This is a genomic window from Diaphorobacter sp. JS3051 (genome assembly GCF_015832135.1).
In the GTDB taxonomy this organism is placed as follows: Bacteria; Pseudomonadota; Gammaproteobacteria; order Burkholderiales; family Burkholderiaceae_C; genus Diaphorobacter; species Diaphorobacter nitroreducens.
In genome coordinates this window covers 3,226,132-3,239,874 of sequence record NZ_CP065406.1, presented here as the reverse complement: position 1 = coordinate 3,239,874, position 13,743 = coordinate 3,226,132, and the positions used below count along the sequence as shown (strand labels likewise).

Annotated in this window: 11 protein-coding genes; 2 read left to right on the top strand and 9 right to left on the bottom strand. The window is 67.6% G+C overall.

Annotated elements, in window-relative coordinates; translation table 11 throughout:
* The first annotated feature begins 84 nt into the window (after positions 1-84).
* On the top strand, positions 85-1,605 hold the full coding sequence (locus tag I3K84_RS15450) for a diguanylate cyclase (protein ID WP_196994930.1): 1,521 nt from the start codon (positions 85-87) through the stop codon (positions 1,603-1,605).
* A 14-nt stretch (positions 1,606-1,619) separates the two neighbouring features.
* On the opposite strand, the gene I3K84_RS15445 is transcribed toward I3K84_RS15450, so the two are convergent.
* From I3K84_RS15445 to I3K84_RS15410, 8 genes are read right to left on the bottom strand one after another with little or no spacing between them, the layout of a single operon-like run.
* Positions 1,620-2,534, bottom strand: a complete 915-nt coding sequence (locus tag I3K84_RS15445; RefSeq protein WP_015914312.1) for a hydroxymethylglutaryl-CoA lyase — start codon at positions 2,532-2,534, stop codon at positions 1,620-1,622.
* A gap of 28 nt (positions 2,535-2,562) precedes the next feature.
* Positions 2,563-3,483, bottom strand: a complete 921-nt coding sequence (locus I3K84_RS15440; RefSeq protein WP_196994929.1) for a glyoxylate/hydroxypyruvate reductase A — start codon at positions 3,481-3,483, stop codon at positions 2,563-2,565.
* 38 nt (positions 3,484-3,521) lie between these two features.
* Positions 3,522-5,540: an acetyl/propionyl/methylcrotonyl-CoA carboxylase subunit alpha gene (locus I3K84_RS15435; RefSeq protein WP_196994928.1), complete on the bottom strand. Its 2,019-nt coding sequence runs from the start codon at positions 5,538-5,540 to the stop codon at positions 3,522-3,524.
* On the bottom strand, positions 5,541-6,260 hold the full coding sequence (locus tag I3K84_RS15430; RefSeq protein ID WP_047350695.1) for a DUF4126 domain-containing protein: 720 nt from the start codon (positions 6,258-6,260) through the stop codon (positions 5,541-5,543).
* Between the two features lie 6 nt (positions 6,261-6,266).
* Positions 6,267-7,049: an enoyl-CoA hydratase/isomerase family protein gene (locus I3K84_RS15425; RefSeq protein WP_011806852.1), complete on the bottom strand. Its 783-nt coding sequence runs from the start codon at positions 7,047-7,049 to the stop codon at positions 6,267-6,269.
* Positions 7,046-7,555 (bottom strand): DinB family protein, encoded by a 510-nt coding sequence (locus tag I3K84_RS15420; RefSeq protein ID WP_196994927.1) that lies wholly within the window; start codon positions 7,553-7,555, stop codon positions 7,046-7,048. Before I3K84_RS15420 ends, I3K84_RS15425 begins: the two co-directional genes overlap by 4 nt.
* Before the next feature lie 10 nt (positions 7,556-7,565).
* Positions 7,566-9,170 carry a carboxyl transferase domain-containing protein gene (locus I3K84_RS15415; RefSeq protein ID WP_015914318.1) on the bottom strand — a complete coding sequence of 535 codons (1,605 nt, stop codon included), beginning with the start codon at positions 9,168-9,170 and terminating at the stop codon, positions 7,566-7,568.
* A gap of 14 nt (positions 9,171-9,184) precedes the next feature.
* Positions 9,185-10,921: an AMP-binding protein gene (locus tag I3K84_RS15410; RefSeq protein ID WP_172208634.1), complete on the bottom strand. Its 1,737-nt coding sequence runs from the start codon at positions 10,919-10,921 to the stop codon at positions 9,185-9,187.
* Positions 10,922-11,066: 145 nt separating this feature from the next.
* Here I3K84_RS15410 and I3K84_RS15405 point away from each other — a divergent pair, with 145 nt between their 5' ends.
* The gene (locus tag I3K84_RS15405; protein WP_196994926.1) at positions 11,067-12,167 is read left to right on the top strand and encodes an AraC family transcriptional regulator; all 1,101 of its coding nucleotides are present in this window, start codon (positions 11,067-11,069) and stop codon (positions 12,165-12,167) included.
* Positions 12,168-12,522: 355 nt separating this feature from the next.
* Here I3K84_RS15405 and I3K84_RS15400 read toward each other — a convergent pair whose 3' ends face one another.
* Complete coding sequence (locus tag I3K84_RS15400; protein WP_011803559.1) at positions 12,523-13,611, bottom strand: IS5-like element ISDisp1 family transposase; 1,089 nt, start codon at positions 13,609-13,611, stop codon at positions 12,523-12,525.
* Positions 13,612-13,743 lie beyond the last annotated feature (132 nt).

Below are 13,743 nucleotides of genomic sequence, written 5' to 3'. Positions count from 1 at the left end.
TTGGCTCGTGGACGACCTGGGCACCCTCACCATCGACGATGTGCGCGCAGCGGCTACCGATGCGCGCTTCGGCCCGCCCCCCGCATGCCGCTGCGCGGGGCCACACCGGCCTACCACTGGTTCAAAGTGGTCCTGGAGCAGCGCGCGGCCAGCGGCGACTGGGTGCTGGCCACCCAGACCACGTCTTTGCAGGACGTGCGGTTCTACGGCCCGTTCGATGCGTCGGGCACGGCGCTTGCGCCGCCAGTGCATACGGGCCTGGCGCAGCCCTTCGCCACGCGGCCCCTGGGCAGCGAGCGCTACCTCATGCGCCTGCAGCCCCCGGGCCCGGGCACCTACACGGTCTACGCCCGGCTGTACAGCGAGACGGCGCCGTCCTTCGACCTGTCCGTCTGGGACACGGCCGAATACCTGCAATGGCGCCAGCACAAGCGGCTGTTCGACGGCATCTGCTACGGCATCCTGATCGCACTGCTGGTCTACAACCTCACGCTCGTGGGCATCTTTCGGGACACCACGTACACCTTCCACGTCGGCCAGTGCATCTTCGCGCTGTTGACGCTGGCCACCTTCAACGGCCACACGGCCCATTACCTGTGGGGCGACGCGCCGTGGTGGCAGGAGCGCAGCTATTTCGTATTGCCCAGCCTGTGGCTGTTCTTCGGCGCGCTGTTCACGCGCAGTTTCCTGGACACCCGGCAGACGCCCTTGATGGACGGAGTGCTGGTGGCAATCGGCCTGCTGGCGGCGCTCACCGCCGTGCTCGGCGGGCTCGGGCAATTTGCCATCGCCCAGACGCAGAACGAACTGCTGGCCAGCGCCGGCATCGCGGCCGCGTCGCTCGCGGCCATTCTGGTGCTGCGCCGGGGCTTCACGCCCGCGCGCTGGTACCTGGGCGCGCAGGCGCTGCTGTTCGTCACGGTGGCCGGCGTGGTGCTGAGCAACTGGAAGGTGATCGACGCGCCCTTCATGCTGGCCAACGGCCTGCAGATCGGCGTGGCGGCCGAGATGGTGGTGTTCGCCGTTGCGTTGAGCACCCGCATCGACAGCCTGAATGCCTCCCAGATCGCCCTGCGGCTGCGCGCGGACCATCTGGCCAAGGCCGCGACCACCGACCCTCTCACGGGTCTGACCAACCGCATGGGGTTGACCCAGGGCGCAACGCAACTGCTGTCGGAAGGGGGCACGCACGCCCTGCTGCTGCTCGACCTGGACCGCTTCAAACCCATCAACGACACCTATGGCCATGACGCCGGCGACGAGGTGCTGCGCGCCGTTGCCACACGGCTGCAGACGCACACGCGGTCCGGCGACATCGTGGCCCGGCTGGGCGGTGACGAGTTCGTGGTCATGCTGGCCCACGCGCCCGCGGGCGACGACCTGACGGCGCTGGTCAAGCATCTGGAGCTGGCTATCTGCCAGCCGGTGTACTTCCAGCACCAGGAACTGTGCGTGGGCGTCAGCACGGGCGTTGCGCACAGCCCGCAGGACGGCGCCACGCTGACGGAGCTGATGCGCTGCGCCGACCAGCGCATGTACCAGGCCAAGCAGGCGCACAAGGACGCGGCGCAGCACCCGGCAGCGCCGGCTCTGCCGTTGGCCTGACGCCGGGTGGCCGCTCAGCCCTTGCGCTTGGTGAGCACCGCCACGGCCACGCGCGACTGCGGCTTGCGGCCCAGGAAGTCGCTGATGTAGGCGCCGGCGTCGATCAGCTGGTCCAGATCGATACCGGTCTCGATGCCCATGCCGTGCAGCATGTAGACCACGTCCTCGGTGGCCACGTTACCCGTGGCGCCCTTGGCATAGGGACAGCCGCCCAGGCCGGCCACGGACGTGTCGAACTGCCACACGCCCAGCTCCAGCGCCGCCAGCGTGTTGGCCAGCGCCTGGCCGTAGGTGTCGTGGAAGTGGCCGGACACGTCGTTCAGATCGTAGTGCTTGAGCGTTGCCTCGATGGCGCGCTGCACCTTGCGCGGCGTACCCACGCCAATGGTGTCGGCCACCCCAATGTGCTGCACGCCGATGCCCTTCATGAGCCCGGCCAGGTATTCCACGCGCTCGGGTGCAATCTCGCCCTCGTAGGGGCAGCCCACGGTGCAGCTCATCGCGCCACGCACATACACGCCAGCGGCGCGCGCGGCTTCGACCACGGGGGCGAAGCGCTCGATGCTCTCGGCAATGCTGCAGTTGATGTTCTTCTGGCTGAAGGCCTCGCTGGCGGCGCCGAAGACCACGATCTCGTCGGGCTTGTCGAGCACGGCCGCCTCCCAGCCTTTCAGGTTGGGCGTCAGTACCGAATAGCGCACGCCGGGCATGCGTGTAATGCCTTGCATGACCTCGTGGTTGTCGGCCATCTGCGGCACCCACTTCGGAGAAACGTAGCTGGTGACCTCAATTTCCTTGAGGCCCGCCTGCTGCAGGCGGTGTACCAATTCGATCTTGACGGCCGCCGGCACCGGGTGCTTCTCATTTTGCAGCCCGTCGCGCGGGCCCACGTCCACAAGCTTGACGCGGGAGGGGATGTTCGGGTTCATCGGTGGGTGTCCTTGGGTGAGGGATTCGTCAGTAGCCGCGTCCGGCATCCACCACGCCGGCCACGGCCTCGCCGCGCGCGAGCGCCGCGATCTTGCCGGCGATCTGGGCGATGCTCTCGTCGCGCAGCGTGCGTGCCGAAGTGTGGGGTGTGAGGGTGATCTTGGGATGTCCCCAGAAGGGATGCCCGGCAGGCAACGGCTCGGTGCGGAACACGTCCAGCGTGGCGCCCGCCACATGGCCGGCGTCGATCAGCGCGAGCAGGTCCTCCTCGACCAGGTGCGCGCCACGCGCCACATTGATCACGTAGGCGCCGGGCAGGAGGCGGGCCAGCGTGTCGCGGTTCATGATGCCCTGCGTCTCGGGCGTGAGCGGGAGCAGATTGACCAACACGCGGGTAGCGGCCAGGAACTCGTTGAAGCCCTCCTGCCCACTGAAACAGCGCACGCCCGCCATCTGCTTCGGACTGCGGCTCCAGCCGAGCACGGGAAAGTCGAACTGCGCCACCGCGCGCGCCACGCGCTCGCCCAGTACGCCCAGGCCCATCACGCCCACGGGGAAGTCCTGGCGCAGGCGCGGCTTGCGGTAGCTCCACTGGCCCGCCTGCATGGCGGCCTCGTACTGGTCAAGCTCGCGGAAATGCCGGATCACCGCGTGGCACACGTATTCGGCCATCTGCACGGCCATGCCGGCGTCATCCAGACGCACGACGCGCACGAACGGCGGCAGGCGCAGCTTGAGCAGCGCATCCACCCCCGCGCCGATGTTGAACAGCGCCCGCAAAGCGGGCTGTTCGTCGATGAACTGCTGGGGCGGTGCCCAGACCACGGCGTAGTCGGCCTGCGGGGCTCCGGGCTGCCAGACGGTAATGTCGGCTCCCGGCAGGGCGGCGGCCAGCCCCTGCAGCCAGGGTTCGGCCTTGGTATCGGTACAGCAAAAGGTGATCTTCATGGCCAACGAGCGTACCGCGGCTGGGCAAGCCCCCGCCGTCACTCGGCGGAAAGCCGCAGCAGTTCTGCGCCTTCGGCCACCTGGTCGCCTGGCGCGTAGAGCAGCTCCTGCACCACGCCATCGGCGGGGGCGGCGATGGTGTGCTCCATCTTCATGGCCTCCATCACCGCCAGGGGCTGGCCCTTGGTCACCTTGTCGCCGGCCTGCACGGCAAACGACACCACCTTGCCCGGCATGGGCGCGGTGAGACGCCCGCCCTCGCTGGCCGCTTCGCCCGCATGGGCCAGCAGGTCCAATGCCTCGATGCGCGTGGCGCCACGGGGGGTGAAGATGTGGTCGGTCTCGCCCTGGGCATAGACCGTTGCGCAGGTGCGCTGGCCGGCGTATTGCAGGTCCAGGCCGCCCGCCAAGGGCGTGAAAGCCAGCGGACCCCGCGCGGCTCCCTCGCCTTCTCCCACGGTCAGTTGGTAGCCGCCATCGCGTTCATAGGTCAGCCAGGCCTTGGCATGTGTGCCATTGAAGTCGAACTCGAAACGCCGGCGGCACGCTACCAGCGAACGCCAGCCGTCGCGGCGGCTGAACGGATTGGCGCCTTCCTGCGCCTGCTCACGCTGCAACTGGCTGGCCACGGCGGCTGCCGCGGCCAAGGGTAGGCCTACGCGCTCCTGGCCGAACAACACGGCCTCTTCGCGCGGGATCAACGCGGTGTCCAGCCGCGCCTGAGCGAACGAATCGGTCTTCACCACGTGGCGCAGGAACTGCACGTTGGTTGCCAGGCCCACGATGTGGGTCTGCGCCAGCGCATCGTCCAGCCGCGCCAGGGCCTGCGCGCGCGTGTCGCCGTGCACGATGAGCTTGGCGATCATGCTGTCGTAGAAGGGGCTGATGGCGTCGCCCTCGCGCACGCCGTCATCCACGCGCACGCTGCCCCGTTCGAAGCTGGTGCATGCCGGCTTGCGGTACACGTGCAGCTGGCCGGTGGCGGGCAAGAAGTTGTTGTCAGGGTTCTCGGCGCAGATGCGCGCCTCGATGGCGTGGCCGATGATCTTCAGCTCGTCCTGGCGCTTGGGCAAAGGCTGCCCGCTGGCCACGCACAGCTGCCACTCCACCAGGTCTTCGCCGGTGATGGCCTCGGTCACGGGGTGCTCCACCTGCAGGCGGGTGTTCATCTCCATGAAGTAGAACTTCATCTGCTCGGGCGCGTCGTAGCCGCCGGGCTGTTCCACGATGAACTCCACTGTGCCCGCGCCCACGTAGCCCACGGCCTTGGCGGCTGCCACGGCAGCCTCGCCCATCTGGCGACGCAGGGCCTCGGTCATGCCGGGGGCGGGGGCTTCTTCCAGCACCTTCTGATGGCGGCGCTGCACGGAGCAATCGCGCTCGAACAGATAGACGCAGTTGCCCTGCGTGTCGCCGAACACCTGGATCTCGATGTGGCGCGGGCGCAGCACGTACTTCTCCACCAGCACGGCATAATCGCCAAAGCTGTTGATGGCCTCGCGCTGGCAGCTGGCCAGCGCCGCTGCAAAGTCCTCGCTCTTTTCCACCAGGCGCATGCCCTTGCCGCCGCCACCGGCGCTGGCCTTGATGAGCACGGGGTAGCCGATACGGTCGGCCTCGCGCTGCAGCAGTTGCGGGTCCTGGTCCTTGCCGTGGTAGCCAGGCACCAGCGGCACGCCCGCCTTCTCCATCAGCTGCTTGGACTCGGCCTTCAAACCCATGTCCTTGATGGCCGAAGGCGGCGGGCCGATGAACACCAGCCCCGCAGCGGCACAGGCCTGGGCGAAGTCTTCGTTCTCGCTCAGGAAGCCGTAGCCCGGGTGGATGGCCTGCGCACCCGTGGCCTGGGCGGCCTCGATGATGCGCTCCCAGCGCAGGTAGCTGTCCTTGGGGGCGCTGCCGCCGATATGCACGGCCTCGTCGCAGGCGGCCACGTGCTTGGCCTGGGCATCGGCGTCGGAGTACACGGCCACGGTCTTCACGCCCATGCGGCGGGCGGTTGCGGCCACGCGGCAGGCGATCTCCCCACGATTGGCAATCAGGATTTTTTGGAACATTCAGGCCACCTTGGCGGAATCGGAAAAGAAAGAGGAAATGCGCCGCAGCACGGCGCGCAGGAACTTGAACAGCACCACCAGCAGCAGCGCCGACAGCGCCAGCATCACCACCAGCGCGATGCCGAAGGCCAGCGGGTACTGCGTGGCCAGCCAGACCACGCCGACGACCAGGCCGTCCTCAAAGAACGACAGGCCCCAGTTGGAAAACGGCTCGGGCGAGGTGTTGGCCGCCGCCCGCGTGGTCATCTTGGTGGCCAGCGCCGTGGCCGAGAGCGAGCCGCCCAGCAGCCCCGCGGCCAGCGCCATGGTGGCGTTGTCGGCACCAAACACGCCGGCGGCCAGCAGCGCGCCGGCGGGCACGCGGATGAAGGCGTGGATGGCATCCCAGGCGCTATCGAACCAGGGCACCTTGTCGGCGAAGAACTCCACCAGCAGCATGAAGCCGCTGGCCATCAGCACCAGCGGGTGCTGCAGCAGCGCCAGCCCCGGCGGCAGCGGCAGCCAGCCGGCCACGCCCATCATGCCCACCAGGAACACCACGGCGTACAGGCGAAAGCCGCTGGCCCAGCCCAGTGCGGCGGCCAGCGCCAGCAGGGCGGGCATGTCCAGCTGCTGCGTAGCGCGCGCAGCCCCTTCGGCTACCGCCTGGGCGGTACCCGCATCGACATGCAGCCCCACGCTGTGGAGCCACTGCACGATCTGGAGCCAGAGCGCGTCCATAGCGGATCAGCCCAGCCAGGAGGGCTTGCGCTTTTGCAGGAACGACTGCACGCCCTCGCGGCCCTCGCTGCTCGCGCGGATGTCGGCAATGCCCTCCACGGTGGCGGCGATGAGTGCGGCGTCGATCTCGCGCCCGGCCACATCGCGCACCAACGTCTTGCAGGCGCGCACGGCGTTCGGGCTCGCGGCCGTCAGTGCCTTGAGCAGCTCGTCCACCTGGGCGTCGAGTTGCTCTGCGCCGACCACTTGGTGCACGAAACCGATGCGCAAGGCCTCGGCCGCGCTGAAGCGTTCCGCGGTGAGGAAGTAGCGGTGCGCGGCGCGCGCGCCCATGGCGCGGATCACGTAGGGGCTGATGGTGGCGGGGATCAGGCCGATCTTCACCTCGGACAGGCAAAAGCCCGCGGTATCGACCGCCACCGCCATGTCGCAGGCCGCGACCAGCCCCATGCCGCCGGCGTACACGTCACCCTGCACGCGCGCCACGGTGGGCTTGGGGCATTCGTAGATCACGCGCAGCATCTCGGCCAGCTTGGCGGCGTCGGCAAGGTTCTCTTGCCGCGTGTAGTCGGCCATGCGGCGCATCCAGTTCAGATTGGCACCCGCGCAGAAGGCCGGCCCCTCGGCGGCCAGCACCACGGCGCGCACGTCCGCGCGGCCCCCGACTTCCGTGAAGGCCGCGGTGATCTCTGCGATCACTTCGTCGCTGAAAGCATTGCGGATCTCGGGCTGCGTCAGCGTGATGCGCGCCACCGCGCCCGATTGGGTGATGGAAAGGTTCTGGCTCATGGCGTATCCGGGTTCTGCAGGAAGTAGACAAGGTCGAGCGACGGGCACGGCTGGCCCAGCGCGGTGAGTGCCGCCGTGATCTGTCCGCGGTGGTGCGTGCCGTGGTTGAACACATGCGCCAGCGTGGCGGCAAACGGCAGCACGGCGGGCGTGCTGCGCGTGGTGGTGTAAGACAGCGCACCCTCCCAGCGCGCTGGCGCAAAGCCGGCGATCAGCGGCTCCCAGCGCGCGGCGCCTTCACGCAGCCGCTCGGCCAGGCGCACGCGATCGCTCTCCACCTCGGCATCCAGCGCCATGCGGGGCGACGTGCCTTCGGCAAAGCGCGCGAACCACAGCAAGTGCTCGCCCACCAGCAGATGGTTGAGCGTGCCATGGATGCTGCGAAAGAACAGGCCCATGTCGCGCCGGTAGTCCGCCTCGGGCAGCACCTGCACGGCTGCCAGCAGGCGCGCCGTGGCCCACACGTTGTAGCGCGCGAGCCGGCTGAAATGGGTGACGGCATCCATGGACCGCGCCTTACATGCGGAACACGCCGAACTTCATGTCTTCGATCGGTGCATGGCGCGAAGCCGCCAGCGCCAGCGCCAGCACGCGGCGCGTGTCGGCGGGGTCGATGATGCCGTCGTCCCACAGGCGGGCGGTGGCGTAGTAGGGGTGGCCCTGTTCCTCGTACTGGCGGCGGATGGGCGTCTTGAAGGCCTCTTCTTCCTCCATGCTCCAGCTGCCGCCCTTGCCCTCGATGCCGTCGCGCTTGACGGTGGCCAGCACGCTGGCGGCCTGCTCGCCGCCCATCACGCTGATGCGCGCGTTGGGCCACATCCACAGAAAGCGCGGCGAGTACGCGCGGCCGCACATGCCGTAGTTGCCCGCGCCGAAGCTGCCGCCGATGATCACCGTGAACTTGGGCACGTTGGCCGTGGCCACCGCCGTGACCATCTTGGCGCCGTGGCGGGCGATGCCCTCGTTTTCGTACTTGCGCCCGACCATGAAGCCGGTGATGTTCTGCAGGAAGACGAGCGGAATCTTGCGCTGGCAGCACAGCTCGATGAAGTGCGCGCCCTTCTGCGCGCTTTCGCTGAACAGGATGCCGTTGTTGGCCACGATGCCCACGGCCATGCCCTCGATGCGCGCGAAGCCGCACACCAGGGTGTTGCCGTAGCGCGCCTTGAACTCGTCGAACGCACTGCCGTCCACGATGCGGGCGATGATCTCGCGCACGTCGAAGGGCTTGCGCGTGTCCACGGGGATCACGCCATACAGCTCGTCTGCTGCATATTTAGGAGCTACTGGCGCTTGATCCGCGGGCGCTACGGGCTGATTTCTATTCAAATTCTTGACGGCCCCGCGCGCCAGCGAGAGCGCATGCAGGTCATTCTGTGCCAGGTGGTCGGCCACGCCGGACAGGCGCGTGTGCACGTCGCCGCCGCCCAGGTCTTCGCTGCTGACGACCTCGCCCGTGGCGGCCTTCACCAGCGGCGGGCCGCCCAGGAAGATGGTGCCCTGGTTCTTGACGATGATGGTCTCGTCGCTCATGGCCGGCACATAGGCGCCGCCGGCCGTGCACGAACCCATGACCACGGCGATCTGCGCCAGGCCCTGCGCGCTCATGTTGGCCTGGTTGTAGAAGATGCGGCCGAAGTGGTCGCGGTCGGGGAAGACCTCGTCCTGGTTGGGCAGGTTGGCGCCGCCCGAGTCCACCAGGTAGATGCACGGCAGGCAGTTCTGCTGCGCGATCTCTTGCGCGCGCAGGTGCTTCTTCACCGTCATGGGGTAGTAGGTGCCGCCCTTCACCGTGGCGTCGTTGCACACGATCATGCAGGCGATGCCGGCCACGCTGCCGATGCCCGCGATCAGGCCCGCGCCGGGCGCGTCGTTGCCGTACATGTTGAGGGCTGCCAGCGGGGCGATCTCCAGGAACGGCGTGCCGGGGTCCAGCAGCATCTCCACGCGCTCGCGCGGCAGCAGCTTGCCGCGCGCCACATGCTTGGCGCGGGCGGCCTCGCCGCCGCCCTGGGACACGCGCTCGATCTGGGCGCGCAGGTCCTCCACCACGGCGCGCATGGCGGCGGCATTGGCCTGGAAGTCGGCCGAGCGCGGGTTGAGTTGGGATTCAAGAATCATGGCGGTGGCTCGTTTCAAGCGGTTTTGTCTTCGGCAAGGCCCAGCTCGTCTTTCATGACGTCGCGGATCTTGAACTTCTGGATCTTGCCCGTCACCGTCATCGGGAAGCTGGTAACGAAGCGGATGTAGCGCGGCACCTTGTAGTGCGCGATCTGGCCTTTGCAGAAGGCACGGATGTCGTCCTCGCTGGGGCGCGTGCCGGGCTTGGCGATGATCCAGGCGCACAGCTCCTCGCCGAAGCGCTGGTCGGGCACGCCCACCACCTGCACGTCCTGCACCATGGGGTGGCGGTAGAGAAATTCCTCGATCTCGCGCGGGTACACGTTCTCGCCGCCGCGGATCACCATGTCCTTGATGCGGCCGACGATATTCACGTAGCCCTCGTCGTCCATGGTGGCCAGGTCGCCCGTGTGCATCCAGCCGCCTTCGTCGATCGCCTCGCGGGTCTTGGCATCGTCGCCCCAGTAGCCGTGCATGACGGAGTAGCCCTGGGTGCACAGCTCGCCGCGCTCGCCGCGCGGCACCACGGCGCCGGTCTCGGGGTCGATGATCTTCACCTCCAGGTGCGGCTGCACGCGGCCCACGGTGGACACGCGCTTGGCCAGCGGCGTTTCGGCGTCGCTCTGGCAGCTCACGGGGCTGGTCTCGGTCATGCCATAGGCGATGGTGATCTCCGACAGGTGCATGTCGCCCACCACGCGCTTCATCACCTCGATCGGGCATGGGCTGCCAGCCATGATGCCGGTACGCAGGGTGCTGAGGTTGAACTCGGCAAAGCGCGGGTGGTCCAGCTCGGCAATGAACATGGTGGGCACGCCGTGCAGGCCGGTGCAGCGCTCGGCCTGCACGGTCTCCAGCACGGTCAGGGCGTCGAAGCCGTCGTTGGGGTACACGATGGTGCTGCCGTGCGTGAGGCAGGCCAGGTTGCCCAGCACCATGCCGAAGCAGTGGTACAGCGGCACGGGAATGCACAGCCGGTCCTCGGGCGTGAGGCGCATGCACTCGCCGATGAAAAAACCGTTGTTCAGGATGTTGCGGTGCGTGAGCGTGGCGCCCTTCGGGAACCCGGTGGTGCCGCTGGTGAACTGGATGTTGATGGGGTCGGTGTTGTGCAGCTGGGCGGCAATGGCGTCGATGCGCGCGTCCTGCGCGTCGCCCCGCGCCATCAGCGTGGAAAACCGCAGCATGCCCGGCTGTTCGTCGCCTTGGCCCGCCACGCCTGAGCCGGCCGCGTCGATCCACACGACCGTGCGCAGCGTGGGCAGGCGCGCGGCCTGCAGTGCGCCGGGCTGGGACGCGGCCAACTCGGGCGCCAGCTCGCGCAGCATGCCCAGATAGTCGCTGGTCTTGAACTGCGGCATGGCCACCAGCGCCTTGCAGCCGACCTTGTTCAGCGCGTACTCCACCTCGGCCGTGCGGTAAGCCGGGTTGATGTTCACCAGGATCAGGCCCACCTGCGCCGTGGCCAGTTGCATCAGCACCCATTCGGCGTTGTTGTGCGACCAGATGCCGATGCGGTCACCCTTGGCGAGCCCCAGGCCCAGCAGCGCGCTGGCCAGTTGGCGGGCCGCCTGGTGCAGCTCGGCGTAGGTGTAGCGCAGGCCCTGGTGGCGGCTGACCAGTGCCTCGCGCGTGGGCTGGCGCTGCGCCATGCCGGCGAAGAAGTCGCCCAGCGTCTGCTCGATGAGGGGGGTGGCGGCACTGCCACGCGCATGGCTCAACGCGGCCGATGGGGTGGATGCGGGTTCCATGGGCTTGTCTCCTGGTCGGGGTGGGCCAGCGCCCGCGCGGGGCCCGGCAACAGGCTGCACAGCATACGCCGCACCCCCGCACGCGCGGTGACCGGGATGGGTCAGAAAGGTTGCAAATTGCGCCACAGAGTTGCAGACTCCATGCATGCCCGACCGCCCTGACCCCGCGCCGCCACCGCCCGCACCCACCGCACTCCTCGCTACACCCACGGCCGCCACGCCGATGGCGTTTGTGCAGGCCATCGGGCAGGCCTACGCAGCGCGCGGAATGGACGCGGCGCAGGTGCTGGCGCTGGCACAAATCCCGCCAGAGCAGGTTGGCAACTCTGCGGGCCGCATCACGGCGCAGCAGATGGAGATGCTGTCCGCCGCTGCGATGCGCGAGCTGGACGACGAAGCCCTGGGCTGGTTCAGCCGCCGCCTGCCCTGGGGCAGTTACGGCATGCTGGCGCGCGCCAGCATCAGCTCACCCACGCTGCAAGTGGCACTGGCCCGCTGGTGCCGCCACCACGGCCTGCTGGCGGACGACATTGCGCTGCATCTCACCACCACCGGCGACACTGCCACCCTGGCCATCACCGAGGCGCGCGACCTGGGCGCGCTGCGCGAGTTCTGCCTGGTATCGGTGCTGCGCAATGCCCACGGCCTGGCCTGCTGGATGGTGGACTCGCGTATCCCCCTCATCGCCGCCGAATTTGCGTTTGACGCGCCGCTGCATGCCGATGCGTATGCCGTGCTGTTCCGTGGCCCTGTCACCTTCCACGCGCCGCGCACCGCCATCCACTTTGACGCCCGATACCTGCACCTGCCTCTGCGCCGCGACGAGCAGGCCCTGCGCCAGATGCTGCAGCACGCCCTGCCCCTGACGGTGCTGCACTACCGCCGCGACCGCCTGCTGGTGCAGCGCGTGCGCCAGCTGCTGGCCGCGCCCCTGCCGGGGCAACCGGCCCACGCCCTGCCCCAGCACAGCGCCGAATCCCTGGCCGCACTGCTGCATGTGTCGCCACGCACCCTGCACCGGCAATTGAAGGAAGAAGGCGCCACGCTGCAGGGCCTGAAGGACGAGGTGCGCCGCACCCGCGCGGTGGAGCTGCTGCACCGCACGCAGCGCCCCATCAAGCAGGTGGCCGAGGCGGCCGGGTTTGAGAACGAGAAGAGTTTTATCCGGGCGTTTCGGGGGTGGACGGGGCAGTCGCCGGCGGAGTTTAGGAAGGGGGGGGTGAGTCTAGAAGAACCCATAAGTTGAGATTCCACTGACAATTCAGCGGCCAATAGTCTTGCCCAGCGAAAATTCACCATGAAACTCAGCCGATCGACGCTTGAAACCCGGGCTTTCCTGCTCAACTGGTCATCTCTTCAGCGAATCTATTCATCTGTGGCGACGCGATTGCCTAACGTATCCATAGTAGCCAAATGCTCAGACCGACTTGATCGAGAGTTCGCATCTCTAGCAGGCCGTTGAAAAAGTGCTTTTCGAACGCATCAGGGACGCTGAGTGCGAAGACACGAGCTGCCCAGACGCGTCTGCGCAGCGATTGCAACGGCCCATCTGGCCGGTTTGCAGGCCCTCCCGCCCATTTCGGGCGCACGTATCCCTGGGCTCACGCATGATGCGCGTCCCACCAGCCGCCGATGCTGCCCATTCGCACAAGGTTGTAGGTGGCAAAGCACAGCAGCGCCTGGCCCGTGAGCTTGGCCTGACCGATCAGCTTGGTCTTTGCCAGACCACCGACGGTCTTGATCCAGCCAAAGGCCTCTTCGATGCGCTTGCGCACCTTCAGGCTGGTCTTGTAGCCCTCGTGCCGTGTCACTCGCGCATCCACCGCCGAGTGTTTGTCCTTGGCCGCCACGTGGGGCGTGACTTTGAGCTTTCTGCAGCCTTTGATGAAGGCCTTGCTGTCGTAGCCCTTGTCGGCACCGACCGTGGCCCGTTTGTTCCTGTTGCCCCGACGCTCCAACATGGCCAGCGCCGCCTCGCGCTCGGCCGTGCCGCTGGCGTGGGTGATCTCGACATCCACGATCAGCCCGTTGCGGTTCTCCATGAGGATGTGCCCCATGTGGCACAGGCGGGATTTGTCGCCCTGGCTCTTCTTGAACAGCCGGGCATCGGCGTCCGTGGTGCTCTCGTGGGTGTCGTTGCAGCGCTCCTGCCCCTTGAAGTCCACCTCGGGGTTGCGCCCAGGCGGCGTGCCGCTGTCGTCGTCTTTGCGCTTGAAGCTCTTGTGCGAGGCCCAGGCGTCAATGAGCGTGCCGTCCACGCTGAAGTGCTCGTCGCTGGCGAGCTTGCCCCACTGGGCACTGAGCTTGACGCGCTCGAAGAAGGCGCGGGCGAGGTCTTCGTTGAACAGACGTTCGCGGTTGGCGCTGAAAGTGGAGTGGTCCCAGACCTTGTCTTCGATGTTCAGGCCCACGAACCAGCGGTACAGCAGGTTGTAGTTGATCGCTTCGACCAACTGGCGCTCGCTGCGGATGGAGAACAGGATCTGCAGCAGCAAGGCCTTGAGCAGCATCTCCGGTGGCACCGATGGGCGGCCACGGCGGGCGTACACCGCTTCGAACTCGCGGTTCATGGTTGCCAGCAGCGCATCAACCACCGCGCGCAACTTGCGCAGCGGGTGTGCCTGCGGCACGCGCTCTTCAAGGCTGATGTAGCTGAACATCGCCCCCTGGAAATCTTGACTGCCTCTCATCGTCCTCGTCTGGGTCGTTCACCGATGGCTTCAGATCGTAGCGGCCAACGCGGGCGTCGGCGGGGGATTTTTCAACGGCCTGCTAGATGAGCTTAAAGAGTTTGACAACCCGAGCCGTGCGGCAATCCAAGA

Excerpts from the sequence above, each read along its gene's own strand:
- I3K84_RS15450 (WP_196994930.1), top strand. The coding sequence starts at position 85 with ATGCCGCTGCGCGGGGCCACACCGGCCTACCACTGGTTCAAAGTGGTC.
- I3K84_RS15445 (WP_015914312.1), bottom strand. The coding sequence starts at position 2,534 with ATGAACCCGAACATCCCCTCCCGCGTCAAGCTTGTGGACGTGGGCCCG.
- I3K84_RS15440 (WP_196994929.1), bottom strand. The coding sequence starts at position 3,483 with ATGAAGATCACCTTTTGCTGTACCGATACCAAGGCCGAACCCTGGCTG.
- I3K84_RS15435 (WP_196994928.1), bottom strand. The coding sequence starts at position 5,540 with ATGTTCCAAAAAATCCTGATTGCCAATCGTGGGGAGATCGCCTGCCGC.
- I3K84_RS15430 (WP_047350695.1), bottom strand. The coding sequence starts at position 6,260 with ATGGACGCGCTCTGGCTCCAGATCGTGCAGTGGCTCCACAGCGTGGGG.
- I3K84_RS15425 (WP_011806852.1), bottom strand. The coding sequence starts at position 7,049 with ATGAGCCAGAACCTTTCCATCACCCAATCGGGCGCGGTGGCGCGCATC.
- I3K84_RS15420 (WP_196994927.1), bottom strand. The coding sequence starts at position 7,555 with ATGGATGCCGTCACCCATTTCAGCCGGCTCGCGCGCTACAACGTGTGG.
- I3K84_RS15415 (WP_015914318.1), bottom strand. The coding sequence starts at position 9,170 with ATGATTCTTGAATCCCAACTCAACCCGCGCTCGGCCGACTTCCAGGCC.
- I3K84_RS15410 (WP_172208634.1), bottom strand. The coding sequence starts at position 10,921 with ATGGAACCCGCATCCACCCCATCGGCCGCGTTGAGCCATGCGCGTGGC.
- I3K84_RS15405 (WP_196994926.1), top strand. The coding sequence starts at position 11,067 with ATGCCCGACCGCCCTGACCCCGCGCCGCCACCGCCCGCACCCACCGCA.
- I3K84_RS15400 (WP_011803559.1), bottom strand. The coding sequence starts at position 13,611 with ATGAGAGGCAGTCAAGATTTCCAGGGGGCGATGTTCAGCTACATCAGC.